Origin of the sequence: Oceanospirillum linum (assembly GCF_001995095.2) — a bacterium.
In the GTDB taxonomy this organism is placed as follows: domain Bacteria; phylum Pseudomonadota; class Gammaproteobacteria; order Pseudomonadales; family Halomonadaceae; genus Oceanospirillum; species Oceanospirillum linum.
The window spans coordinates 18,161-42,891 of sequence record NZ_MTSD02000003.1 but is presented as its reverse complement, the minus strand read 5'-3'; the positions used below and the strand labels follow the sequence as shown (position 1 = coordinate 42,891).

General features: G+C 49.5%; 24 protein-coding genes and 1 tRNA gene. 17 read left to right on the top strand and 8 right to left on the bottom strand.

The features are described from left to right. Positions 1 to 45: 45 nt before the first annotated feature. Positions 46 to 1,179, bottom strand: a complete 1,134-nt coding sequence (locus tag BTA35_RS08200) for a tRNA dihydrouridine synthase (protein ID WP_238377534.1) — start codon at positions 1,177 to 1,179, stop codon at positions 46 to 48. 394 nt (positions 1,180 to 1,573) lie between these two features. Here BTA35_RS08200 and BTA35_RS08190 point away from each other — a divergent pair, with 394 nt between their 5' ends. The 3 genes from BTA35_RS08190 to BTA35_RS08180 all read left to right on the top strand — a co-directional run bounded on the left by BTA35_RS08190 (position 1,574) and on the right by BTA35_RS08180 (position 5,017). Further along, positions 1,574 to 1,822 (top strand): OadG family protein, encoded by a 249-nt coding sequence (locus BTA35_RS08190; protein WP_078319343.1) that lies wholly within the window; start codon positions 1,574 to 1,576, stop codon positions 1,820 to 1,822. A gap of 89 nt (positions 1,823 to 1,911) precedes the next feature. After that, positions 1,912 to 3,687, top strand: coding sequence for a sodium-extruding oxaloacetate decarboxylase subunit alpha (gene oadA / locus BTA35_RS08185; protein WP_078319342.1), 1,776 nt, complete (start codon positions 1,912 to 1,914; stop codon positions 3,685 to 3,687). Between the two features lie 28 nt (positions 3,688 to 3,715). Continuing rightward, complete coding sequence (locus BTA35_RS08180; protein ID WP_078319341.1) at positions 3,716 to 5,017, top strand: sodium ion-translocating decarboxylase subunit beta; 1,302 nt, start codon at positions 3,716 to 3,718, stop codon at positions 5,015 to 5,017. Between the two features lie 175 nt (positions 5,018 to 5,192). Here the strand turns inward: BTA35_RS08180 and BTA35_RS08175 are convergent, their stop codons facing one another. Next, positions 5,193 to 6,035 carry an HD-GYP domain-containing protein gene (locus BTA35_RS08175; protein ID WP_139363638.1) on the bottom strand — a complete coding sequence of 281 codons (843 nt, stop codon included), beginning with the start codon at positions 6,033 to 6,035 and terminating at the stop codon, positions 5,193 to 5,195. A 265-nt stretch (positions 6,036 to 6,300) separates the two neighbouring features. On the opposite strand from BTA35_RS08175, the gene BTA35_RS08170 reads away from it, so the two are divergent. From BTA35_RS08170 to BTA35_RS08160, 3 genes are read left to right on the top strand one after another with little or no spacing between them, the layout of a single operon-like run. Continuing rightward, positions 6,301 to 7,839 (top strand): hypothetical protein, encoded by a 1,539-nt coding sequence (locus BTA35_RS08170; RefSeq protein WP_078319339.1) that lies wholly within the window; start codon positions 6,301 to 6,303, stop codon positions 7,837 to 7,839. Further along, positions 7,836 to 8,570 (top strand): OmpA/MotB family protein, encoded by a 735-nt coding sequence (locus BTA35_RS08165; RefSeq protein WP_238377533.1) that lies wholly within the window; start codon positions 7,836 to 7,838, stop codon positions 8,568 to 8,570. Before BTA35_RS08170 ends, BTA35_RS08165 begins: the two co-directional genes overlap by 4 nt. A gap of 32 nt (positions 8,571 to 8,602) precedes the next feature. Further along, positions 8,603 to 9,169, top strand: coding sequence for a hypothetical protein (locus tag BTA35_RS08160; RefSeq protein WP_078319338.1), 567 nt, complete (start codon positions 8,603 to 8,605; stop codon positions 9,167 to 9,169). A 43-nt stretch (positions 9,170 to 9,212) separates the two neighbouring features. Here the strand turns inward: BTA35_RS08160 and BTA35_RS08155 are convergent, their stop codons facing one another. Further along, complete coding sequence (locus BTA35_RS08155; RefSeq protein WP_078319337.1) at positions 9,213 to 9,656, bottom strand: OsmC family protein; 444 nt, start codon at positions 9,654 to 9,656, stop codon at positions 9,213 to 9,215. A gap of 228 nt (positions 9,657 to 9,884) precedes the next feature. Then, positions 9,885 to 9,961, bottom strand: a tRNA-Ile gene (locus BTA35_RS08150). Between the two features lie 418 nt (positions 9,962 to 10,379). On the opposite strand from BTA35_RS08150, the gene BTA35_RS08145 reads away from it, so the two are divergent. Then, positions 10,380 to 10,589: a cold-shock protein gene (locus BTA35_RS08145; RefSeq protein ID WP_028303926.1), complete on the top strand. Its 210-nt coding sequence runs from the start codon at positions 10,380 to 10,382 to the stop codon at positions 10,587 to 10,589. A gap of 138 nt (positions 10,590 to 10,727) precedes the next feature. Here the strand turns inward: BTA35_RS08145 and tsaA are convergent, their stop codons facing one another. Beyond that, positions 10,728 to 11,447 carry a tRNA (N6-threonylcarbamoyladenosine(37)-N6)-methyltransferase TrmO gene (gene tsaA, locus BTA35_RS08140; protein ID WP_078319336.1) on the bottom strand — a complete coding sequence of 240 codons (720 nt, stop codon included), beginning with the start codon at positions 11,445 to 11,447 and terminating at the stop codon, positions 10,728 to 10,730. A 148-nt stretch (positions 11,448 to 11,595) separates the two neighbouring features. Here tsaA and BTA35_RS08135 point away from each other — a divergent pair, with 148 nt between their 5' ends. Further along, positions 11,596 to 12,120, top strand: coding sequence for a 2-thiouracil desulfurase family protein (locus BTA35_RS08135; protein ID WP_078319335.1), 525 nt, complete (start codon positions 11,596 to 11,598; stop codon positions 12,118 to 12,120). 34 nt (positions 12,121 to 12,154) lie between these two features. Then, a complete protein-coding gene (gene rhtB / locus BTA35_RS08130) occupies positions 12,155 to 12,778 on the top strand; it encodes a homoserine/homoserine lactone efflux protein (protein ID WP_078319334.1) in 624 nt (207 codons plus the stop codon). Positions 12,779 to 12,877: 99 nt separating this feature from the next. Here rhtB and nadC read toward each other — a convergent pair whose 3' ends face one another. Next, complete coding sequence (gene nadC / locus BTA35_RS08125; protein ID WP_103989666.1) at positions 12,878 to 13,723, bottom strand: carboxylating nicotinate-nucleotide diphosphorylase; 846 nt, start codon at positions 13,721 to 13,723, stop codon at positions 12,878 to 12,880. A 186-nt stretch (positions 13,724 to 13,909) separates the two neighbouring features. Between nadC and ampD the strand changes: the two genes are divergently transcribed. The 8 genes from ampD (at position 13,910) to BTA35_RS08085 (ending at position 21,419) form a co-directional block, all read left to right on the top strand. Next, positions 13,910 to 14,497: a 1,6-anhydro-N-acetylmuramyl-L-alanine amidase AmpD gene (gene ampD, locus BTA35_RS08120; protein WP_078319333.1), complete on the top strand. Its 588-nt coding sequence runs from the start codon at positions 13,910 to 13,912 to the stop codon at positions 14,495 to 14,497. Positions 14,498 to 14,571: 74 nt separating this feature from the next. Continuing rightward, positions 14,572 to 15,558 carry a regulatory signaling modulator protein AmpE gene (ampE, locus tag BTA35_RS08115; RefSeq protein ID WP_078319332.1) on the top strand — a complete coding sequence of 329 codons (987 nt, stop codon included), beginning with the start codon at positions 14,572 to 14,574 and terminating at the stop codon, positions 15,556 to 15,558. Positions 15,559 to 15,777: 219 nt separating this feature from the next. Then, positions 15,778 to 16,869, top strand: coding sequence for a dTDP-glucose 4,6-dehydratase (gene rfbB, locus BTA35_RS08110; RefSeq protein WP_078319331.1), 1,092 nt, complete (start codon positions 15,778 to 15,780; stop codon positions 16,867 to 16,869). Then, positions 16,866 to 17,741 (top strand): glucose-1-phosphate thymidylyltransferase RfbA, encoded by an 876-nt coding sequence (gene rfbA / locus BTA35_RS08105; protein WP_078319330.1) that lies wholly within the window; start codon positions 16,866 to 16,868, stop codon positions 17,739 to 17,741. The genes rfbB and rfbA overlap by 4 nt, the downstream gene beginning before the upstream one ends. Positions 17,742 to 17,749: 8 nt before the next feature. Beyond that, positions 17,750 to 18,286 carry a dTDP-4-dehydrorhamnose 3,5-epimerase gene (gene rfbC, locus BTA35_RS08100; RefSeq protein WP_078319329.1) on the top strand — a complete coding sequence of 179 codons (537 nt, stop codon included), beginning with the start codon at positions 17,750 to 17,752 and terminating at the stop codon, positions 18,284 to 18,286. Then, the gene (gene rfbD / locus BTA35_RS08095) at positions 18,279 to 19,214 is read left to right on the top strand and encodes a dTDP-4-dehydrorhamnose reductase (protein WP_078319328.1); all 936 of its coding nucleotides are present in this window, start codon (positions 18,279 to 18,281) and stop codon (positions 19,212 to 19,214) included. Before rfbC ends, rfbD begins: the two co-directional genes overlap by 8 nt. Positions 19,215 to 19,218: 4 nt before the next feature. Continuing rightward, on the top strand, positions 19,219 to 20,100 hold the full coding sequence (locus tag BTA35_RS08090; RefSeq protein ID WP_078319327.1) for a glycosyltransferase: 882 nt from the start codon (positions 19,219 to 19,221) through the stop codon (positions 20,098 to 20,100). Positions 20,101 to 20,138: 38 nt separating this feature from the next. Continuing rightward, positions 20,139 to 21,419, top strand: coding sequence for an exopolysaccharide biosynthesis polyprenyl glycosylphosphotransferase (locus tag BTA35_RS08085; RefSeq protein ID WP_238377532.1), 1,281 nt, complete (start codon positions 20,139 to 20,141; stop codon positions 21,417 to 21,419). A gap of 110 nt (positions 21,420 to 21,529) precedes the next feature. Here the strand turns inward: BTA35_RS08085 and BTA35_RS08080 are convergent, their stop codons facing one another. Both BTA35_RS08080 and BTA35_RS08075 read right to left on the bottom strand, forming a co-directional pair. Next, the gene (locus BTA35_RS08080; protein WP_078319326.1) at positions 21,530 to 22,972 is read right to left on the bottom strand and encodes a TolC family protein; all 1,443 of its coding nucleotides are present in this window, start codon (positions 22,970 to 22,972) and stop codon (positions 21,530 to 21,532) included. Positions 22,973 to 23,173: 201 nt separating this feature from the next. Then, the gene (locus tag BTA35_RS08075; protein ID WP_078319325.1) at positions 23,174 to 24,718 is read right to left on the bottom strand and encodes an HlyD family type I secretion periplasmic adaptor subunit; all 1,545 of its coding nucleotides are present in this window, start codon (positions 24,716 to 24,718) and stop codon (positions 23,174 to 23,176) included. Positions 24,719 to 24,731: the final 13 nt, after the last annotated feature.

Below are 24,731 nucleotides of genomic sequence, written 5' to 3'. Positions count from 1 at the left end.
CAGTCCTAACAGGCTGCGGTTTTTTTTCGTCTGTACTTTTTCTGATCAAGCCAAACCGGTGGCTGGCTCCGGCAGGTAATGGGCGTAATGGCGTTCACCGGCGGCACTTTGCTCCAGTAGCCGGAACATCTGCCCGGCATCCCGACAGGTTTTCACGGCATCAAATAAATGATCCACAGGTACTAAACCCTTCTTTATCATCCCCAGCCATTGCTTGCCCCGTGCCAACAGAAACTTATCGGGGCACTCTTTTAACTGCATGCGCCTCAGATAGATCAATAAGGCCGCACTCAAATCGGCTTGGCTAGGTAGTTGCGGGTTATCATCAAGAATCCGGCGGGAAAGGTAGGGGTCTGCTAACAAACCGCGCCCCAGCATAATATCGCGACAGCCACTGACTTTTCGGCACTCCTGGTAGTCTTCAATACTCCAGATTTCGCCGTTACCGATAATGGGTATGCGGCTGACTTCCCGTAGCCGGTGCAGCCAGTGCCAATGGGCCGGAGGTTTATAGCCGTCGGTTTTGGTGCGGGCGTGTACCACAAGCTCTGTAGCGCCACCGGCTTCGATGGCCCTGTGGTTGTCATAAACCTGGTGGGTGTCTTCATAGCCCAGACGCATTTTGGCGGTTAGCCGGGCCGGGGTTGTCGCCAGCACTTTGGAACAGGCGGCCACAATATCGTGAATAAGCTCAGGGGTTTGCAGTAAAACGGCACCGCCTTTATGTCGGTTAACGGTTTTTGCCGGGCAGCCAAAATTAAGGTCAATCACCTGTGCACCTAACCTGGCGGCTTTTTCGGCGTGGGCTGCTAACAGCTGGGGATCACTGCCCAGAAGCTGAAAATGTACCGGCGTGCCCTGTGGTGTCTGGCTGGCTGTCAAAAGCTCCGGGCAGATGCGCATAAAGGCTCTTCTTGGCTGAAGCTCTGTGGTGACACGCATAAATTCTGTGACACAGAAATCCACGCCGCCAATTTCGCTGATCAGTTGACGTACTCCGGCATCAACAACACCCTCCATGGGGGCCAGAGCTATTCTGGCGGGCTGCTCTGCATCTTTTACGGGGGAGGGTTCGGTGGATGCTGAGGGTTGATTATGCTGCTGTTGATGGGTGCTTGTGTGTTGGGGCACGGGGTCTGAAGTTTGTTGGGAGATGGAGTCTGAAGTTTGTTGGGGCATGGGGTCTGACCGGGTTTCTGTGGGGTTGCCCTGGTGTTGGAGATCGGTTGCAGGTGCTGCCGATCGGCATCAGGTCTTCTTTTTAATGGGCTATGATATAACGTCTGGGCTGAGATGATATAACGCCCGGGGCGGTAGACTAAAGCAGAAATCCTGATTGTAAAGTGGAAGGATAACTGACTTGCCGGTCTTAGAAATTGTCAACAATAGACGGTAGTTTTATTGCCTGTGTTTATTAATCAAGGTAAATTAGCTCGGCTGCCGGGTCTGTGTCATGGGCGAGAGCATAGATTTGGCGGCTTGCAAAACAATCAATATGTGTTGCAAGAGACAATAAAAATGGTGAAAGGCTAAGTAGTCTGACCCAACCAAAAACAAAACGAGGAATGGCTTAATGCACTCTTCTGAGCTGATCTCCGAAGGTATCAATCTGATGCTGTTCGGTATGGGGTTTGTTTTTGTTTTTCTGACGTTGCTGGTTTTTGTAACAGGTTTGATGTCCTCTACGGTCAATAAGCTTGTTAAACCCGCTCCTGAGGTGACAAACAAGCCAGCTCCTGTAAGCGCATCTGCAGCCGGTAATCAGGATGAGCTGATCGCTGTGATGACAGCGGCGGTTCATAAGTACCGTTCCGGGCGTTAAGCGTCCGTAAGTCCGGTATGTGATTCCGTTAAGTAAGAGCAGACGCTTTTTAGCCAATAAATCTCATTAATATGGAAAAGGCCAAACCCATGACCGAGTCCAAAAAACCACTAGGCATTACTGATGTCGTCCTGCGTGATGCCCATCAGTCCCTGTTCGCAACCCGATTGCGCCTTGATGACATGCTTCCCATTGCGGAGAAGCTGGATCAGGTCGGCTTCTGGTCGCTTGAATCCTGGGGCGGCGCGACATTTGACGCCTGTATCCGATATCTGGGTGAAGACCCCTGGGATCGTATTCGCGAGCTGAAAAAAGCGATGCCGAATACCCGTCACCAAATGCTGCTGCGTGGCCAGAATCTTCTTGGCTACCGTCATTATGCTGACGATGTGGTTGATAAATTTGTAGAGCGCGCCGCAACAAACGGTGTGGATGTATTCCGCGTATTTGATGCGATGAATGATCCCCGTAACCTGAAGCGTGCCCTTGAGGCGGTTAAAAAGGTAGGTAAGCATGCCCAGGGCACGCTGTCTTACACCACCAGCCCTGTCCATAACCTGGATGCCTGGTTGAGCCTGGCCAAAGAGATCGAAGATATGGGTGCAGACTCTATCGCGATCAAAGATATGGCAGGCATTATGACCCCTTATGATGCCTATGAGTTGGTATCTCGCCTGAAATCAGAGACAGATCTGGAAGTACAGCTGCATGCCCATGCAACCTCCGGCCTGTCTGATATGACCATTCTGAAAGCGGTTGAAGCCGGTATTGACCGTGTGGATTCTGCGATCTCTTCTATGTCGATGACCTATGGTCATACGGCAACTGAATCTGTTGTGGCTGCCCTGAAGGGAACGGATCGTGATACAGGTCTGGATCTGCTTCTGCTGGAAGATATTGCGGCTTACTTCCGTCAGGTTCGTAAGAAATATGCGAAGTTTGAGGGTGCGCTGCGCGGTACGGACTCCCGTATTCTGGTGGCACAGGTTCCCGGCGGTATGCTGACCAATATGGAAAGCCAGCTCCGGGAGCAGGGCGCGGGCGATAAATTCGATGAGGTTCTGGCTGAGATCCCACGGGTACGTGAAGATCTGGGGCATATTCCTCTGGTGACACCAACCTCTCAGATTGTGGGTACTCAGGCGGTACTGAACGTACTGACCGGTGAGCGTTATAAGAGTATCTCGAAAGAAACCCAGGGTATTCTGAAGGGTGAGTACGGTTCTGCACCGGCACCTTTTAATGCTGAACTGCAGGCTCGGGTTCTGGATGGTGCGGAGGCGATTACCTGTCGCCCGGCGGATCTGCTGGAATCTGAAGTGGAGAAACTGACCACTGAGCTGGGTCAACTGTCAAAAGAGAAAGGTTTCAGCCTTGCCTCTGAGTCCATTGATGATGTGCTGACTTATGCGCTGTTCCCTCAGATTGGCCTGAAGTTCCTGGAAAATCGTGGTAACCCGGATGCATTTGAGCCCGTCCCAACAGAAGAAGAAGGTACAAAAGCCGTGAGCAGCAATAAAAACACCGGTCCTGAAGTTTATACCATCACCGTTAACGGCCAGAACTATGTGGTTCAGGTCACTGAGGGTGGTGATATCTCTAACGTACAGCCTGCAGCAGCACCTGCTCCGGCGGCGGCCCCGGCAGCATCCGGTGGTGAGCCTGTTGGTGCGCCTCTTGCCGGTAACATCTTCAAAGTACTGGTTAACCCAGGTCAGGCGGTTCAGGAAGGTGATGTCATCATCATTCTGGAAGCGATGAAGATGGAAACTGAAGTACGGGCACCACGCTCCGGTACAATTGGTAGTGTCGATGTTCGTGAAGGTGATGCTGTCACTGTTGGCGATACTCTGGTGACGCTGTAAGTCCTGCTGAAACAACGAGGTTGATCAAATGGAACAACTTTTGAGCTTATGGCAGGGCTCGGGTCTTTATAATATGGGCTTAGGCCAGCTGACGATGATTGTCATCTGTATGCTGCTGCTTTATCTGGCCATTGTGAAGAACTTTGAACCACTGCTGCTGGTTCCCATCGGTTTTGGTGGTCTTTTGGCCAACATTCCTGAGGCGGGGCTGGCGTTATCGGCGGCTGAACAGGCGATTCATTTCGCTAAACCTGAAGTGCTGGCGGCCATTGCTCAGGCTTTGGATGCGAATACGGCAGACCCTGCAGTACTCAAGCATCTGGTGCATGAAACGGGCCCGAGTGCTTATGCTGCAGCCCAGTTAGCGGCTCAGGATGCCGGTTACAGTAACGGTATGCTGTACAGCTTCTATTCTGTGGCTATCGGTAGTGGTATTGCCCCTCTGGTGATTTTTATGGGTGTCGGGGCGATGACCGACTTTGGTCCTTTGCTGGCGAATCCTAAAACACTCTTCCTGGGGGCTGCGGCTCAGTTCGGTATCTTTGCAACGGTACTGGGTGCGGTTGGCTTATCCGCTATGGGGTTGATGGATTTTTCTGTTCAGCAGGCTGCAGCGATCGGTATTATCGGTGGTGCAGACGGCCCGACATCTATTTATGTGGCAAGTCTGCTGGCTCCTGAGCTTCTGGGTGCGATTGCGGTTGCGTCCTACTCTTACATGGCTCTGGTGCCTCTGATCCAGCCGCCGATTATGCGTGCGCTGACAACACCGGAAGAACGTAAGATTGAGATGGTTCAGCTGCGTACCGTATCCCGTGCAGAAAAGATCATTTTCCCACTGGCTTTGCTGGTGCTGGTGGCGCTTCTGCTGCCGGACGCCGCACCACTGCTGGGTATGTTCTGTTTCGGTAACCTGATGAAGGAATCCGGTGTGGTGGATCGCCTGAGTGATACGGCTCAGAATGCGTTGATTAACATCACGACTATCTTCCTGGGGCTGTCCGTTGGCTCCAAGCTGATTGCGGATAAGTTCCTCGCAGTGGAAACACTGGGGATTCTGGCGCTGGGTATTGTGGCATTTGGTATCGGTACGGGCTGTGGTGTCCTGATGGCGAAGCTGATGAACAAGCTGACCAAGACTCCGGTGAACCCGCTGATCGGTTCTGCCGGTGTTTCTGCAGTACCTATGGCGGCACGGGTTTCCAACAAGCTTGGGCTGGAATATAACCCGCACAACTTCCTGCTGATGCATGCTATGGGGCCAAATGTGGCCGGTGTGATCGGTTCGGCAGTTGCTGCCGGTGTGATGATCAAGTATCTCGGCGGTTAAGCCGCTGGATAGCTGATCGGAACAAAAAAACCACCGTGACTTATCACGGTGGTTTTTTTATGGGTGCTTTTCTATGGACGTTCTTAATATAGGCATTTTTGATATAGGCGTTCAGCTGATGGGGTTGAACGGATACGCCTGAAACCCGCTATCGGGGGTGTACCACAGAACCTACTCAGGTCGACTCCTTGATAAACAGCTGAATAAAGCTGTTGAACAATTTTTCGTCAAAGTGGTGTGACATCTTATCCTTCATCAGTTTCAGGGCTGCAAATACCGTCATACCTTTCTTATAGGATCGCTCAGCGGTCAGGGCATCGTAGATATCAGCCAGTGCGCAGATCTGACCAAACTGGTGAAACTCATCTCCTTTTAAGCCATAGGGGTAGCCTGTGCCATCAATTTTTTCATGGTGTTGCAGCACGGTAATTTTACGGATCTCATCCAGGGAGTTTGCTTGTTTCAGCAGCTCGGCACCCCGTTCAGGGTGGTTGCGCATAATGCCAAACTCTTCCTCGGTTAGCTTGCCGGGTTTATTCAGAATACCAGGGTCGACCTGTGACTTGCCGATATCATGCAAAAAGAAGCCGACACCGAGTTCTTTCATCAGGTTATCGTCAGCTGTTTTGAGCATATGTTTGGCGATCAGCAGGGATTTGACACCGACATTGACGCAGTGAGTATATGTATAGTAGTCGTGAGAGGTGATGCGCAGCAGGCTGCCGGAGACATCCTCATCCGCGATAACGCACTCCGCCAGTGCGATGATCGGTTGGCTTGTCTCCTCGATCAGCTGTTCTGTGACAGGCTCATTCATCAGGTTATGCATCAGGCCACTACAATGCTCAAAGACAGCACTGGCTTTCTCCTTTGGCGGTATCGATGCATTGAGGACAAGACTCAGCTCCTCGGATGGGCGGTTTTTTTTGCCCCACTCACTTGGATCTGCCGTAGGATGATTTTCAGGGAGTTTTACCAGAGGCTCAGCTGTCATGGCGTTCAGTTGTGATGGTCTCACGGACTAACCCTTTAAGTTTGTCTTAGCTAATATAGGTGGAAATTTTATGTTAGATATTATTGATGTATATCATAGAATATTTTAAGAAGTGGATAACCTCGGAAAAACCCTGAGTCTCTTCAGATAAGAGTCTGTGTTGTGTGTTTTTGATCATGATGATCCGGAGGGCAATCCTGGGAAATAAAACAAGCTGCCTTTTCGATACCCGTTTTCAGCAAACAAACTTAACGCCATAATAGGTGCTCATTTGATCAAAGCGATAGTTATGGACTTCTTAGCAGCGTTTTCTCCACTGACCTCAGTGGTCATTCTGATCATTATGGCACTGACCCTCTATTTTCATGGGCCGGTTTATTCTTTGCGCACGGTAAACGCAGCGCCTTCGATTCTGACCAGTATCGGAATTTTTGGTACGTTTCTGGGGGTTGCTTTGGGTCTGATGGATTTTGATACCACGGACATTGAAGGCAGCGTTCCCCAGCTGATCGAAGGTCTTAAGACCGCATTCTGGTCGTCGATTGCGGGGCTGTTGGCGGCGATGAGTATTAAGCTGCGTCATGTTATAAAACATGTGCGCAATTATGAGACCGAAACCAAATATACCGGCGCGACGGTGGATGATCTGGCAACCCTGTTGGGGGATATTCGTCTGGTGTTGAATAAATCCGGTCTGGCTGATATTGGCGATAATATTCAGGCCGGAACCAAAGGGTTAGAGCAGCATCTGGGGCGACTGGAAACCGTGATCAGCCAGTATCAGGAAGAGATGGTATCCGCCAACAGTAACGCGTTAACATCAGCGATTACGGAGCTGATGACCAGTTTTAACGATAAAATTACCGTGCAATATGGCGATAACTTCCGGCAGCTGAACCAGGCAGTAGGCCGTATGGTGGAGTGGCAGGAAAACTATAAAGGCGAGCTGGCGAAGCTGCTTGAGCAGCAAAAAGCCAATGGAGATGTATTGGATAAAGCGACAGAAGCTTACCAAACCATGGTGCAGCATACCCAGGCCTTTAATGAGGTTTCCGAAAAGCTGGGTGACGTCATGACCGGGTTGCAGCAGCAGTCAAACTCCTTAGGCAGCTATCTTGATAGTCTGGCAAGTCTGGTGAGTAAGGCTTCTGATGGCCTGCCAGCCCTTGAAGGTCGCATTATGGCTCTGACAGAAGAGCTTGCCGGAGGCATACGGGAAAGTCATAAACAGATGAATGACCTGCTGACACAGACCTCTGCCACCATTGAGAAAACGGTTATTACCGTCAACCGGCAATTAGTCACTGATATGGAGCAGGTTAATAGCCGTCATCATGATGTGATGCTGCAGATGCTTGACCGGAACGAGAAACAGTTGGTGCGTATGGATAATGCCATGGAGCAGGAGTTAACCCATGCATTGCAAACCTTTGGTGGTCAGCTAACGGCGCTGTCTGAGAAATTTGTCAGCGATTACTTACCACTGACTGAAAAGTTGCGTCAGGTTGTTCAGATCTCAGCTCAGTTGCCAGGGGAGGGACGACCTCTGGCAGGAGCAGCCAAAGGTTCTGCGGCGGGCAGCAGCCGACCTGTACCTGCAACCGCTGAGCCCCAGGCTGCTAAGTCTGATAGTGCTAAGGTTGATAATACTGAGGCTGACAAGATCAGGACGGATAGTATGAAGGTAGATAATACCAGGGCCCATGGTGCTGATTCCGCAGTGCTTGCGCCTGTACCTCCCGCCGCTAAAACACAGGAAGCGGGTGGCGATCATGTGCCATTGCGGCCCGGACGCAGGGCTGCCAGAGCCGGAAGGAATGTGAAGTGAATCAACTGGGCCCGCAACAGGATGAAGAAGAAAGCCTGACCGCTGAAGAGGGTGCGCACTGGGTTGCCGTCAGTGACCTTATGGCGGGGCTGATGATGGTTTTCCTGTTGGTTGCTGTGGCGTATATGGTAATTCTTGAGCGGGAAACGGAAAAAATTAAGCAAGTGGCGCTGCTATATCAGGATCTGAGGGAACAGCTGTATCAGGATCTGTATAACGAGTTTAAAGATGATCTGCCCCGTTGGGGGGCGGAACTGAAAGCCGAAGATCTGAGTCTTCAATTTTATAATACGGATGTGATGTTTGATCTGGGTAAGTCATCACTTCAACCGGAGTTTGAGGAAATTCTGGCTGATTTTTTCCCCCGTTACGCCCGGATTATTACTTCAGATAAGTACCGTTATGATATTTCTGAAGTTCGTATCGAAGGGCATACCTCCAGTGACTGGACCAATGCCCGTAGTGTCGATGAGGCTTATATTAACAATATGCGTCTGTCTCAGGCCCGTACCCGTTCGGCGCTGGGTTATGTGCTTTCTCTACCGGAAGTGAGCTACCAGAAAGAGTGGTTGAAGGGACACCTGACCGCCAATGGGCTTTCTTCATCTAAGTTGGTGGTCGATGCCGGTGGCCAGGAGAACAGCGAGCGATCCCGGCGTGTTGAATTCCGTCTGCGAACCGATGCGGACGCCCGGATTCGTGAGATTCTGAAAGATGCTCTGGATAAATGATGCCGTTGTCCAATGAATGTACAGGTTAAACAGTGAGATTGCCGGATTTTAATCAGCATGAGGGAATGCTTTCTCTGCGCCGTCAGATGAACGCCCGCAGGCCGGGGCATTTTGTTTTGTTTGACGCCAGTAAGCACCTTACCGGTCAGGAGCGTTCCAGGCTGGAAAATCAGGGTATTCAAACAACCTACGACAGTATCCGGGTTTTACCGGATCAGACATTAGCGATTAAAAATGGCAGGGTTGTTGTGTTATTTGCTGATGAGGGTGTTGTGCAAAAAGCAGAGGGTAAACCGGCCTCCAAGAGAAAAAAAGAGCATTTTCATGTTGCCGGTTGCAGTGTTTTACAGGCGCGTCATCGCGAGCCTCTGGTGGCAACAACCTGTCTGTCATCACCTTTTCCAGTGCCGGGAAATGAGCACAAACGCCGTAGTCTGACGGTCTGTCCTGAGTGTCTTGCTCTGCTGTCTTACCGGGGGTTCAGCCTCACACGAAACCGCAGGATACGTTATAGCGAAGGTTTGCTGAGAGGGTTCCAGCTGCAGGACTTTTTTCGGATCTATACCCTGTACCCGGTTCGTATTGAGGGGCATTTGTAGCCCCTCCCGGTGCGTACACCTTATTTAATACAGTGCGTACGCCTTATTTAATAACTTCGACCTCAGCCTTAATTGAATTGGCAATAAAGCAGTTTTTATGGGCTCCGTCATGCAGCCTGTCCAGCTCAGCTTCTGTTGGCTGCTTATCACCACCAAAAGTGATCGAAGGGTGCAGCTCAATCCGGCTGACCACTTTTCCACGCTCTGCTTTGGTCAGAAAACCAACGGCATCATCCTGATAGCGTTCAACTTTAAAACCCTTAATATCCGCAATGGCCAGAAAGGTCAGCATATGGCAGCTGGAAACAGCCGCTACCAGCATCTGCTCCGGGTCGGAGCATTGAGCATCTCCCATAAAACCAGCGGCTGAAGAGGCGTTGATGGTTTGCTCACCATTCAATACAAGAGTGTGATTCCGGCAGAAAGTGCTGTTGTCTTCCGGGTGTGCTTTACGCTGCCAGTTAAGTTGGGCGCGATGTTCTGACATGGAATGTTCCTTTTTCAGATTAAATATGCGGGTTTTCAGGTAGAGCCCCAGGTCAATTTTGAGATCTTATAAGAGATTTCTAATATTATGGTGTCGCTATGTCAATAGCCTGACGGCAGCTGATGAGTCCCAATGTGCCGATAAGACTGTAAGACTGAGAGCAAGACGATAAAGAAATAGCAGGCAATAAAAAACCCAGCAGGGTGACTGCTGGGTTTTGGTATTCAATGGTGGGCCTGCTCGGACTTGAACCGAGGACCTAACGATTATGAGTCGTGTGCTCTAACCAACTGAGCTACAGGCCCTAAAGTTATCCGGCGCTTTTAACAGAAACGGAGCCGTAAAACTTAAGTGGTCGGAATTGTACAAAAGCTGGATCAGATTCGCCAGTGTTTAAACACGCAAACTGATTGATAAATCAGAATTTTCTTTCTCAGGTGTGACTGTGGGAGCAGGTATAACTCCCCTCGGGCATGATTTGTTTGCCGGTGTACTGATATGCTGTCTTCAGACGTTACAGTGTCCTGCTATCTTCAGGCGCTACAGTGCTCTGACATTTTTTTTATAAAAACTGCAAAAAGTTGTTGTAAAGCCATAAAGTCATGCTCTAATAGAGATACTGCAGCTTGAGTTGCAGAGGCAATGATGGAACGTCCTTTGGATGAACCATGTAAGATTTTTTTCCCGGTGAGTCCGGGCGCAAGCAAGAGTAAAGAGGACGTTATGTCAGGTTTAATTACTGGTACTGTTAAATGGTTTAACGACGAAAAAGGTTTTGGCTTTATTTCTCGTGAAGGCGACAGCGATGTATTCGTACATTTCCGCGCCATTAACGGTACTGGCCGTCGTAGCCTTGAAGAAGGTCAGCAGGTTACTTTTGAAGTAACTCAAGGCCAGAAAGGCCCTCAGGCTGAGAACGTAACTGTAGTTTAATGATTACAGCTTCGTTTGACCTGAATACCCGCTTATCCTGGCGGGTATTTTTTTGCCTGAAAATATCTGCTCTGTATCGGACGGCATAAGCGTCTGTGTACCTGTGAACAGGGGGCGTCATTGTCAGAACCAGGCCCGCTAAAATGCCACATTCACTACCCAGACCGTAAGTACACCCTTGTCTCCCTCCCGGATCTGAAACCTGACATCTGCCTGCATCAGGCGTATCCCGTAGGTTTTTCCGTCAGTTTTGCCATGGCGGTATGCCGGGCGTGGATCCTGCTGCAGCACCTGCTCGATCAGGGATTCTATCGCACCATGCTGCTGTTCATAGGCATTCAGTGCGGCTTTACCTTCCGGTGTCCAGAAGACAGGGTGGCTCACCGGTGCATCCGGGGCAAATGCACTCCTGGCATCGTCTACTTTATCCACATAGGGGATATAGGGTTTTATATCCAGTACCGGTGTGCCTTCCACCAGATCCAGTCCGCTGATGTGGATAAGTACCTCCTTTCCGGTGCACGCGATCCCTTCCAGCCTGACCACGGATAAACCCAGTGGATTAGGGCGGAATGTAGCCCGGGTTGCAAAAACCCCCAGACGCTCATTGCCTCCGAGGCGAGGAGGGCGCACGGTGGGTTTCCACTCATCCCTCAGACATTGATGAAAAACAAACTGTATCCAGATGTGTGTATTGCCCTCCAACCCCCTAACTGCGTCCGGCAGGTTATAAGGTGGCAGAAGTCGGATAGCGCCTGTTGATGCCGGAGCCAGACCCGGTTGACGGGGGATGCCAAATTTCTCCTTATAACAGGAGTGAACAACACCAATGGGTGCAAGCGATAAAGTCTTAAGCAAAGAGATATCCTCAGAAGCAGTAACAAGCCGACAATCAATTAATTTTAACCCAAATGACACTGAGTAAGATAAGTCACCTCATTGGCTCCGCAGTTTCCCAAGAGAATAAAGCCTGCTAGACTGCTTTTTTTAGAAGCTGGAAGAAAAAATGACCCGCAATAAAGTACTTGTTAGTGCCTGTCTGCTTGGCGAGCGTGTGCGTTATGACGGCTCCTCCCGTCCGGTCGCTCATCCCATTCTGGAGCAATGGCAGCAGGAAGAACGTCTTGTCTCTGTTTGCCCCGAAACCCTTGGCGGCCTGCTGGTTCCCCGACCTGCAGCAGAGATACAGGCAGGTTTTGATGGTAAAGATATTTTCCATGAAGAGGGAAAAGTAATTACCCGACAGGGGCATAATGTCAGTCAGTATTTTGTGCGGGGTGCCCGTAGAACACAGGAACTGGCACTGAAGGAAGACGTTGCGATTGCGCTTCTGAAAGCCAATAGCCCTTCCTGCGGTAATCAGCAGATCTACAGTGGCGAGTTCAGTAAGCAACTTCGTGATGGGCAGGGGGTTACAGCTGCTGCACTGGAAGAGGCGGGTATTAAAGTCTTTAATGAACATCAGCTGGAAGAGGCAGATGCTTATCTGGCATCACTTGAAGAGCCGCTAACAACATCGGCAGATGCCTGAGTAAATTATCCCGCAATGGCTATCTAGGATCTTTATGAGTTTTGAGTTTTTTCTGGCTTTTCTTCTGGCCTCGGTTCTGATCAGTGTCTCTCCCGGTGCTGGTGCTGTGAATACTATGAGCAATGGCCTTCGGTATGGTGTGCGTAAAAGCATGCCTGCTATTCTTGGATTACAGCTCGGTTATGGTGCTCAGGTGATTATTGTTGGCGTTGGCCTGGGCGCGCTTCTGGCATCCTCTGAGATCGCTTTCGGTTTGGTCAAGTGGCTGGGGGCTGCGTATCTGGTTTGGCTCGGGTATCAGAAGTGGCGGCAGGAGCCGCTATCGCTCGAAGCGCAACAACAGCAGGATGTTGAAAGTGGTCGGCGGCGCTTCTGGCAGGCGGCATTTGTAAACCTGATTAACCCTAAGGCAACGGTGTTTCTGGTCGCTCTGTTTCCGCAGTTTATTGTGGCGGATGCTCCTCAGCTACCACAATTTCTGATTATGGGGGGAACCCTGATTATCGTCGATATACTGGTGATGGTGGGCTATGCCTCTCTGGCTTCTAAGCTCAGTGTCTGGTTTAAAGACCCTAAGCATCAGAAATCCCAGAACCGTGTCTTTGGCGGCATGTTTATGGCAGCCGGAACGGCATTGGCATCCTACAGCCGCGGGTAACCACTTTTGCGGATGAGGCAGCAGTCGATAATGTCGAGCGTGATAAAACGGTGTTTGGTGCTTATCACGCTCTACAGAATACAGAACTTTCAGGCAGCCTCAGATTTCGACCAAACGCATCGACAGATCAACAGCTTTACAGTCCTTGGTCAGCGCACCGATGGAGATGTAATCAACGCCGGTTAAGGCAATATCTCGCAGAGTTTCATCGGTAACACCACCGGACGCTTCAAGCTTAGCGCGGCCATCGGCTATTTTCACCGCTTCCCGCATCATGCTGAGGGAGAAGTTATCGATCATAATGATATCGGCACTGGCATCCAGAGCTTCATTCAACTCATCCAGATTTTCCACCTCGACTTCCACCGGTTTACCCGGAGCGACTGAATGTGCGCGCTCAACAGAGGCTGCAATGGAGCCGCAGGCAGAAATATGGTTTTCTTTAATGAGGAAAGCATCATACAAGCCGATGCGATGGTTAAAGCAGCCGCCACAGGTTACAGCATACTTCTGGGCTAAACGCAGGCCCGGAATAGTTTTACGGGTATCCAGCAGCTGGACTCTTGTATCAGATACCAGATCCGCATATTGTTGACAGCGTGTTGCTGTACCAGACAGGGATTGTACAAAGTTCAGGGCACAGCGCTCGCCAGTCAGCAAGGAGCGTGCAGAGCCTTCCAGATAAAAGAGCACCTGGTTACGAATAACGCGTTCACCATCTTTGGCTTGCCAGATAACGTTGACCTCAGGGTCTATCTGACGAAAAACCTCATCTACCCAGGCTGTACCGCATAGCACAGCATCGTCACGGGTGATAACCCGTGCCCTGGCCTGACGTTCTTCTGGGATTAACATTGCGGTAATATCACCATCGCCCACGTCCTCGGCAATAGCCCCGGCAACTTGTTCTGGAATACTCTTTTTTAGCAGGGGGGGCATGGACATAAACAACCTCGGGCGCCAATGGATAAAATGCTGCGGCTATTATAAAGACAAACGGCAATAAAAACAGCAAGGCAGCATCGGCCACTATTTATCCCAATCCCGGATAACAGTGATAAAGAAAGATAAGGTAGACTGCCTGTTACAAACCTGAACGAACAACGACTCTGATCGGGATGAGCTAACACTATGCACCATGACTTACAGCCCCCGGCGGTTTTACCCTGTGCTGACCAGGAGGATGTCTGGTTGGCTGGTGTCGCCCGGAACCCTTCACCTAACTTTAATCAGCGACCTGAAGGTGTCGATGTGGAACTTCTGGTGATTCATAATATTAGTCTGCCGCCAGGGGAGTTTTCCGGGAATTATATCGAGCAATTCTTTACCAACTGTCTGGACCACTCGTACCATCCGTTTTTTAAAGAAATAGAGGGTATAGAAGTTTCTGCTCACTTATTGGTAAGGCGTGATGGCTCATTAATTCAGTTTGTACCTTTGAACCAGCGCGCCTGGCATGCGGGGCAATCTTCGTTTCGGGGGCGTAAAAACTGCAATGATTTTTCGATTGGTATTGAACTGGAAGGCACTGACACTTGCCCCTATACCGATGAACAGTATGCAGCCCTTGCCCAGGTCACCGGAGAGATCAGACAGTATTATCCAAAAATAACGACTGATAATATCGCAGGCCACAGTGAAATTGCCCCGGGACGAAAAACAGACCCCGGTCAGGCTTTTGATTGGGCCAGATACCGAAGCCAGCTCAAAGGTATCTAAGTCACAACAATGAAGATAATCAGATCTGAGAATTCAGTTAATTAAGTCATATTACAGACAGGGGAGGTTTACTCATGGAATTTGTCGTTTTAATTACCGTGCTGATGCTACGGGGGCTTCTTAGTTTAATGCCTGAAAAATGTCACGATCACTGGTTTTTTTCGCTTAAGGCCCGTGCTGTCACTTTGTTCAGGCCAAAAGCGCGCCATCTTTATGATCCGGAAAGTGAAGAGCCGGGCAGCATAACAACGGAGCCGACCCCGTCGAATACCGCTTCCCCCCGTTGGTTTGCCGGAACAGGTGTTTTCTTTGTCTCCGTTATTCTGCCTGTTGTTGGACTGAGTGTTGTGCTTGCTGTTCTGGAGCAGTTTGCCTGGGGGTTCCCCGCTTTTGTTTTATCTATTTTGGTCTTACTTTACAGCCTTGGCCGCAAAGACAGTTATCACTGGTTCACCCGCTTTCAGATCGCCTGGCGACAAAAAGACCTGCAAGGGGCTTATCAGTATGCCTCTGAGCTCTTACCCGGTGAGAATATTAAAGATGAGAAACAACTTTATCAGCGGGTCTTTTCCCGACTCATAAATATGAGATTCCAGGATTTTTTTCTGATTACGTTTTGGTTTATGTGGTTGGGAGCGGAAGGTGCTTTACTGGCCCGATTAATGATACTGTTTTGTGACAAGTCGCAGACCGGAGTCGCTGCAGAGAAAACTTCAGTTATTTCTGCCAGCAGGATCAGAAATGTTCAGTATCTGTTTGAATGGCTACCGGCAAAACTGATGGGGCTGAGTTTTATGCTGACCGGCCACTTTGTGCATTGTAGTCATCAATGGATCAGCAGCCTTTTAAATAAAAAGCACTCCCATGAAATGCTTTTGACCCATTTTGCTCTGGGGGCTTTGGGAGAAAAAGTTGAAGGTTGTGAAAGTGGCCCCTTGCCATCAGCTGAAGACAGTACCCACAAAGATGAACAGCTGCAGGAGCTGGAAGCCCTGCTACGCAGAAGCTCTGTTCTGTGGGTTATTGCCATAGCCGTGACAGTCGTTTTGATGGAATTATGATGTGGGTTATGGCTGTGGTTTTGATGGAGTTGTGACGCAGGCATCTGAATGAGACTCCGGTAGGTGGTTCTATGGTCAAACTGGCTGCTAAGAATGTCTCATTCTGTTATGGTTCCATGATTGAAATGAGGTCTTTACCTGGAATAGCATTTTTATTTTGACCTTGTGATTCTGCAATAGAAACAGACAAAATTTGAAATAGTTTTGAGTACATTTGAAATGAAAATTATGGTTACAGGTGGGGCTGGATTCATAGGCTCAGCGGTGGTTCGCCACCTGGTAGAAAATACAGCTCATGAGATCATGAGCATCGACAAGCTGACATACGCTGGCAACCCAGATTCTGTAGCTAGTGTTGCCTCCAGCCCGCGCTACCGGTTTGCGCAAACGGATATTTGCGATGCAGAAGCTCTGGACGCACTATTTGCAGACTTTAAGCCCACGCATGTTATGCATTTGGCGGCAGAAAGCCATGTTGATCGTTCTATTGATGGGCCGGCGGACTTTATCCAGACCAACATTGTAGGGACTTACACGCTTCTGGAGGCGGCTCGCCGTTACTGGAATGGTTTGAGTGAGCCTGATAAGGCCGCGTTCCGTTTCCATCATATTTCAACGGACGAGGTCTATGGTGATCTGGAAGGAACCGATGATCTCTTTCTGGAAACGACACCTTATGCTCCGAGTTCGCCTTACTCAGCCTCTAAGGCCAGCTCTGATCACCTGGTGCGCGCATGGCAGCGAACCTATGGCCTGCCAACGCTGGTGACGAATTGCTCCAATAACTATGGCCCCTGCCATTTTCCGGAGAAACTGATCCCCCATATGATCCTTAATGCTTTATCCGGAAAATCGCTTCCGGTTTATGGCGATGGCAATCAGGTGCGGGACTGGCTTTATGTTGAAGATCACGCCCGGGCACTGGTAAAGGTGGCGGTGGATGGTGTAGTTGGTGAAACCTACAATATTGGTGGGCACAACGAAAAGCGCAACCTTGAGGTTGTAGAAGTCATTTGTGACCTGCTGCAGGAGCTGGCGCCACCGGGTACATACCCCCATGCGCAATGGGCGCCGGAGAAACCAGCCGACCATTATCGTGATCTGATCACCTTCGTTAAAGACCGGCCCGGTCATGATGTGCGTTATGCGATTGATGCGGGCAAAATTGAACGTGAGTTAGGCTGGGTTCCTGAAGAGTCCTTTGAAACAGGTATCCGTAAAACTGTGCAATGGTACCTGGACAATCCTCAATGGTGGCAGCGAGTGTTGAGTGGTGAGTATCAGCTGGGTCGTTTGGGAGAAAAGTCATGAAAGGTATTATCTTAGCCGGAGGGTCGGGCACCCGCCTTTACCCAATTACTAAAGGGGTATCGAAACAGCTGCTGCCCATCTACGACAAACCGATGATTTTTTATCCATTATCGGTACTGATGCTGGCTGGTATTCGTGAAATTCTTGTGATTTCCACGCCTGAAGATCTGCCAAACTTTCAGAAACTGCTGGGAGATGGCTCAGATTATGGCATTGAGCTGAGTTATGCAGAGCAGCCCTCTCCGGATGGGCTGGCTCAGGCCTTTATTATTGGTGAAGAATTTATTGGTGATGACCGTGTTTGCCTGGTTCTCGGTGATAATATTTTCTACGGGCAGAGCTTTAGCCGCCAGCTCAGAGCGGCTGCAGACCGTGAGCAGGGTGCTTCAGTTTTTGGCTACTTAGTGAATGACCCGGAGCGCTTTGGTGTTGTTGATTTTGATTCTGACGGCAAGGCCTTGTCCATCGAAGAGAAACCGGCAAAACCAAAATCAAATTATGCTGTTACCGGGCTCTATTTCTATGACAATGATGTTGTTGAAATAGCCAAACAGGTTAAGCCTTCAGAGCGCGGAGAGCTGGAAATTACCAGTATCAACCAGGCCTATCTTGAGCGAGGCGACCTTAATGTTGAGCTACTCGGTCGCGGTTTTGCCTGGTTGGATACCGGAACCCATGAAAGCCTGTTGGAAGCCGGTATGTTTGTCCAGACCGTTGAGCACAGACAGGGCCTTAAAATTGCCTGTCTGGAAGAGATCGCCTATCGCAACGGTTGGTTGACCCGTGAACAGATGCAGTCCCAGGGGCAGTTGTTGGCTAAAACCGGTTATGGGCAATATCTGCTTAAGCTGGCACAGGAAGATAGAGTTTAAATACCAATATGAAAGTAACAGATACAGCTTTGGCCGGGGTTAAAATCATAGAACCTAAAGTGTTCGGTGATCATCGCGGTTTTTTTAAAGAGACATTTAATGCGCAGCGCTATCAGGATATGGCGGGCATAGACCTGACGTTTGTCCAGGATAACCACTCCCGTTCCCGCAGAGGTGTATTACGGGGGCTGCATTTCCAAAAAACAAAACCCCAGGGCAAGTTGGTCAGTGTTACCCGTGGTGCTGTTTTTGATGTTGCCGCTGACATTGACCCAGCCTCGCCAACTTATGGGCAATACGTCGGCGTTGAGCTGAGTGAAGATAATCACCGGCAGCTCTGGGTTCCACCGGGTTATGCCCATGGCTTTGTAGTTTTAAGTGACGAAGTCGATTTTGTTTATAAATGCACTGATTACTATGACCCCAGTGATGAAGGTGGCGTTGCATGGAACTGCCCCTTACTGAATATTGATTGGCCAATAGAAGACGTATTGCTGTCGGATAAAGACTCAAAATATGCCTCTCTGGAACCTGCACATGGTTAAAATTCTGATAACCGGAGCTAACGGACAGGTCGGTAGATCTTTAGTGGAGCAGGCACCGGCCACGGTATCGGTCTCAGGTTCTGATCGGGAAAAGAGTGGTGACGGCAAAATAGTTCAGCTTCTGGCCTGCTCATCTTCTGAACTGGATATTACCCAGGCTGACAGAGTAAAGGCTGTTATGGAGCAGTTTCAGCCGGATCTGATTATCAATGCTGCAGCATACACGGCAGTTGATAAGGCAGAAACCGAGTCGGATCAGGCTTATGCGGTTAACCGCGATGGTGTCTTGAATCTAGCTCAGGAAGCCAAACAGCGACAGATACCTGTGCTCCATATCTCGACGGACTATGTGTTTGATGGGGAAAAAGATACTCCCTATAAGGAGACAGATTCAACGTCGCCCGAGAGCGTTTATGGCGCCAGTAAACTTGCCGGTGAGCAAGCGCTGCAGCAGTCCGGCGCACTTTATCTGATCCTTAGAACCAGCTGGGTATTTGGTGTCCATGGCGGAAACTTTGTCAAAACCATGCTTCGGCTCGCCGGTGAGCGTGATACCCTGAGCATTGTTGCCGACCAGCAGGGAGCGCCGACCAGTGCTGCCAGCATTGCAGAGACTCTATGGCGTTTTGCCCGGCAATATTTCGGTACCGGAAATTTAGAATCCGGGGTCTATCACTTTTCCAACCAGCCTGAGACCACATGGCATGGCTTTGCTACAGAAATTTTCACCCAGGCCTATGGCATGGGGTTACTTGAAAAGCAGCCTGTGGTTCAGGGGATTACGACAGCTGAGTATCCTACACCGGCCAAAAGACCTCTTAATTCGAGGCTCGATTGCACTAAAATTCAGCGCACCTTATCGATAGAGATACCGCAATGGCAGGATGAGTTGAGCCGGGTGCTCGCAAAGCTGCAGAACGAATCCTGATGCTATGACATGTGCCCCATCTCCTAAAATTGCTGTTCTGATGGCAGCTTACCAGGGAATGCTTTGGCTTCAGGAGCAGGTGGACAGTATTCTCCAGCAGCAAGATGTTGATGTGCATCTTTTTGTCAGTGTTGATCTGTCGAATGATGGCACAGAAGACTGGATCACACAGCGTGCTGCCCAGTCGGGTAAAATTACCGTGCTGCCCTGTGGTTTTCATTTTGGTAGCGCCGGAAAGAATTTTTATCGTCTGTTGCGGGATACCCAGCCTGAGCATTATGATGCTATCGCTCTGGCAGATCAGGATGATATCTGGCACCTTGATAAGTTGAGCCAGGCTTGGGCCTGTCTTGAGCAGGGCTACGATGCATACTCTTCCAATGTCATCGCTTTTTGGCCTGATGGGCGTAAGCAGTGCCTTAATAAAGCCCAACCCCAAACACAATATGATCATTTCTTTGAAGCTGCAGGGCCCGGCTGCACCTACGTGCTCAGATCCTCTGTGGCCTGTAAATTACAACATTTTTTGCTTTCGCACAGAAAACGTGTGGAGTCAGTTGACCTGCACGACTGGTTAATTTATGCCTTTTGTCGAAATCGGAAATATAAATGGTATATTGACCCCAGGCCCGGGATGCATTATCGCCAGCATAGCTCAAATCAGGTCGGTGCTAATGCCAGCGTAAAGGCTTACATAAAAAGAATTAAGCTAGTAAAAAACGGATGGTACAGAGATCAGGTTGTCCGAATATCCGAATTACTGAGCCCTAATCAGGTCAACAATTTTAATAGCAGATGCTTTCTGATCATGAACTTTTCAGAGTTGAGACGACGACCTCGGGATAAGTTGTATCTGCTGTTGTTGATTATTCTGGGATTATACTAATTAAAAAATATGTACTGTTACTTATATAAGGTTTCACAGTGAGGAATACATTTCAGCGCCGACACTCACTTTGGCATGAACGCATACTGTTTAGTGGTTATTTTCAGTTCCTGCTGGGAGTACTTTTTGTAACCTTACTTCCATTCTGGCAATTCGTATTTTTTAACCATTCCGGCAAGCTATCCGACAGTTTATATATCAATACTCTGCTCTCGGAGATGGCATGTTTTTGCCTGGCATTCATTATTATCAGGCAGATTCGTCACTTTCCCGGGGCCCAGCAAAGCGTTGTTTATATCTTGCCGTTATTAGCCATCATCTGGCTGGTTATTGTTTCTGGCATGCCTTATCTAAGAGTTGAATATATCCGGCAACCGTTACTGATCTCCTACATTTTCGCTAATATTTGGTCGGTAACGGCTTTTTACATCAGAAAACGCTTCCGGGCACCGAAACTGGCACTGGTGCCCCTTGGGCGGACCGAAAGTCTGAGTATGAATCCCGAGCTTCAGTTGTACACCTTGGATGCTCCTGATCTGCAGGGGCGCCGCTATGATGCCATTGTTGCTGATCTGCATTTTGATCAGATTCCGGCAGCATGGGAGAAGTTTCTCGCTAAATGCACTCTGTCTAATATTCCGGTTTTCCACTACAGGCAGATTGAAGAGATGCTGACAGGCCGCGTCAGCATTGAGCACATGGCTGAAAACGACATAGGCACATTAACACCGTCACCCATGTACAGCATTATGAAGCGTTTTTTTGATGCTATATTAGTGTTTATTCTGATTCCGCTGATCCTTCCTGTGGTCATTGTTACCGGGCTGCTGATCAAGCTGGATTCAAAGGGTCCTGTTTTTTTCATACAAGAAAGGATTGGCTACCGCGGAAAGCTCTTTAATGTTTATAAATTCCGCAGCATGCATATTGATATAGAGGGCGAGGGATATACGAATGAAAATAACGACCCCCGCATAACCGATATAGGCCGAATCATCAGAAAGTATCGCATTGATGAGTTGCCCCAGCTCGTTAACGTACTTAAAGGTGAAATGAGCTTTATAGGACCAAGGCCTGAGTCAAAAGAGCTGGCCGAATGGTATGAAGATATGATCCCCTTCTTTTCCTATCGTCATGTTGTCAGGCCTGGAATTTCCGGCTGGGCACAGGTGAACCAAGGGTATACAGCTGATCTGAAAGGAATGGAGAAAAAGCTGCAATACGACTTCTATTACATTAAGCACTTTTCTATCTGGCTGGATGTGCTTATCTTTTTCAAGACGATTCGAACGGTACTGACAGGATTCGGAGCCCGCTAGCAGGCAGGCTCCATCAACTCTTTCTACTTTCTCTGGGTGGCATTGAAGGCTCGTTGTTTAGCTTCTTCATTGCTCTGCACGCCAGCAATTCAATAATATGGTTAAGACAATCAGTGGCTCAGCGCTTCGGAAAATAAGGTGTCATAAAATGCCACATAATCCCTGTTCAGCTGGCCGGACTGATACTGCAGCTGCAGATCCGACAACAGGTATTCATTCAGAGCCTCAGCCAGTCGGAGCTTAACATCCAGCGTTTGAGTGCGGGCATCAAGAACATCAACCTGGCTCCGCAGATTAAGGTCTCTTCCGCGTTCAGCTGCCTCCAGGTAGCGTTCACTGGACTGTATGGAGCGTTTCAGAGCGATCAGGCGCTCTTCCAGATTCTTTTTACGGGCATAGGCAAGGCTGATTTTCTGCTCAGAGTCCTTAAGTACACCATCACGCTGGGCCTCCTGGGCATTAACTTTTGCCGTTGCCTGACGAATATAAGCACTGGTTTTGCCACCACCATAGAGATTGAAATTCAGGTTGATTGCGGCAATAAAGGTTTCGCTTTCCCTGAACTCATCTTCAGAATCACGATCACTGTAATCCAGGGTCAGGGCGAGCGTCGGATAATACGATGCTTTGTTCGCGCTTGCAGATAAAACAGCCTGCCTCAGAGCCGCAGTGCTTTCCAGAAAGAGCTGATTGTTACGGGCTGAAGCGATAACCTCCTCCTCAGACATGGTCATAACAGGAGGGTCTATCGCATGAGCCTTGGCAACCCAGGCCTCGGAAGGAGTAAAGCTTCTGCCTGTGATGATCCTGAGTTTGGTTTTCTCATCTTCCAGGTCACTTTTAGCCTTCAGGTAATCCGTTTGAGCCAGGTCGCGCCGGGACTCCAGTTCCAGTAGCTCCAGCTCATCCCCAACTCCCAGGCTGGCTCGGCGCTGAGATTGCTGATATTTCAGTGACAGGGCTTCATGAATATTCTTGTTCAGATAAACCAGTTGAGCGTTATATAAAACAGCGAGATAGCGCTCAGTGGTACGGTAAACCAGGCTTTGCTCCGCCTCTGCCAGTCTGTAACGTGCGGCTTCAACCGAAGCATGACTGGCCTTTAGGCTACGATAGGCACTGATATCAAGTAATGGCTGACTGAGGGAAATTCTCCAATAGGTATCATCAAGAACACCGGAGGAGCGTGGTTGGTCCGGGTTGTAATAGTCACTGGCTTCATCCGTATAGATATTGGTTGAATCTTCATGACTATAGCGTGCAGAAAGGTCAATGCTGGGCAGAAGCCGACTTCTCGACAGGGCCACCTCTTCTTTCTCAGACTGAAACGTTGCCTTTGCTGCACTGTACTGAGAGTCATGACTGAGGGCCGCCTCAACGGCTTCCTGAAATGAGAGCTCTTCGGCATGGGCCTGAATTGTTACGCAGAGTAAAGCACCCGCCATAGCACAGGTGACATACCGGAGAGCCCCCGTTGCGTACCGGACGGGCATAAAAGCAGACCGTACCGGATCAAAAGGGGTACGGGTCTCATCAGACGCGGAAAAAAACATGGTGAAAACACTCCAACAATAAACAAACTGCGCCTGAAGGCGCAGTAAACTCTGACTATATAGAGCCCGTCAAAAGCCGGGCCCAGCAGAAACACGATACACAGGCCTTTAAAAAAGCCCTTAACAATAAGTCTTAACAACGGGCCTGATATGCCTGTAATGACAGAAATCATAAAGATTTCCGGCTATTTCGGTTAAGTCTTATTTTTCCCGGAAGCTACGGGCGAAACTATCCGCAATCGGTTTCAGCAGATAACTGAACAGAGTGCGGTCTTCCCGGCGAATCATCACTTCCGCTGGCATGCCCGGAATCAGGTTCATCTCGTCACTCATATCCTGTTTACCCTTCTCCGTTACTTTAATACGGGTCAGGTAATAGGGTTCGCCTGTATTTTCATTGATCAGACGGTCAGCAGAGATATTGATCACCTCACCTTCAATGACCTTAGTGGTACGCTGGTTGAAAGCAGAGAAACGGATATCGGCTTTCTGGCCCTGGTGGATACTGTTGATATCATTGGTTGCTACTTTTGTTTCCACAACAAACTTATCCTGACCCGGCACCAGATCCATCAAGGTTGCACCCGGACGGGCGACACTACCAATGGTATGCACCTGTAAACCCACAATATAGCCAGATTCCGGCGCACGTATCGTGGCGCGCTTCAGGCGATCCTGGGAGATGCGGTAGCGCTCCTGAGTATCAAAATAGTCAGCCTGAGCCGCCTGAATTCTCTCACCGATATCCTTGAGATAATTTTGGCGATTATTACTCAGCTGAACACTGTACTCAGCGGCAACCAGCTCTGTACGCGCAATTTCTGACTGCAGACGGGCCGCTTCATTTTTAGAGGTCAGAATCTGACGATTCAGCTCCCGTGCCCGCTGGCCATCACCCAAACGCTCATTTAACAGCGTGGTATAGGCCTCATACTCTTTTTCCAGAAGCGCGATCTGTTGGTTAACAATAGATTGCTGTTCTTTGAGGCCTTCGGTTTGCTCTCTGGCCTGGGCTGCGCGGGATTTCAGTGCCTGCTGCTCCTGACGGTGAGCGGCAACCCTGGCCTTATGCAGTTGCCGGTTCTGTTCAAGAACGGCTGCCAGATCTTTATCATTTTTGGCAGCTTCCAGCACCTCCTGGCTGTATACCATTTCACCGGCAAGCATCTGTTCACTACGCAGGCGCTCCAACTGCACCAGGGTACTAAACATACGCTTTCGGTTACTTTCTGACTCACCCAGCCATGACGTTTCATCAAGTTGTACCAGGGGGTCACCAGCCTGAACCAGATCACCGTTACGGACAAAAATATTCTCAACCAGGCCGCCTTCAAGATGCTGGATAGACTTTCTGTAGGAGTCCACCACAACCTCACCCGGAGCGATAACTGCGCTGCTCAGAGGAGCAAAAGCAGCCCAGATGGTGAAGGTGCCCAGGCTCAGCAGCAAAATGGCAAAGCCCAGAATGATATAGGTTCTGTCATTCACCGGCACCTGAAGTGATCCCGCCTCCGGCTGTCCCTGAGGAGCCGTTGATTGCTTACCCTGAGGCTTGGCTGCTTTAGCTGTAGCAACTTTCGCCAGAGCCTGACCAGACTTGCCAGTGTCGCCCGCTTTTGATGTTTTTGTATCACCGGTTTTTAATGATGTTTTGCCGGTATTTTTCTGTTCCTGAGGCCGGGAGGTTGCCCCTTTAGCTTCAGTTGCCTCTTTTGATTTAGGAGGCTCAACCACTGATTTCTTCATGATTACTCTCAGA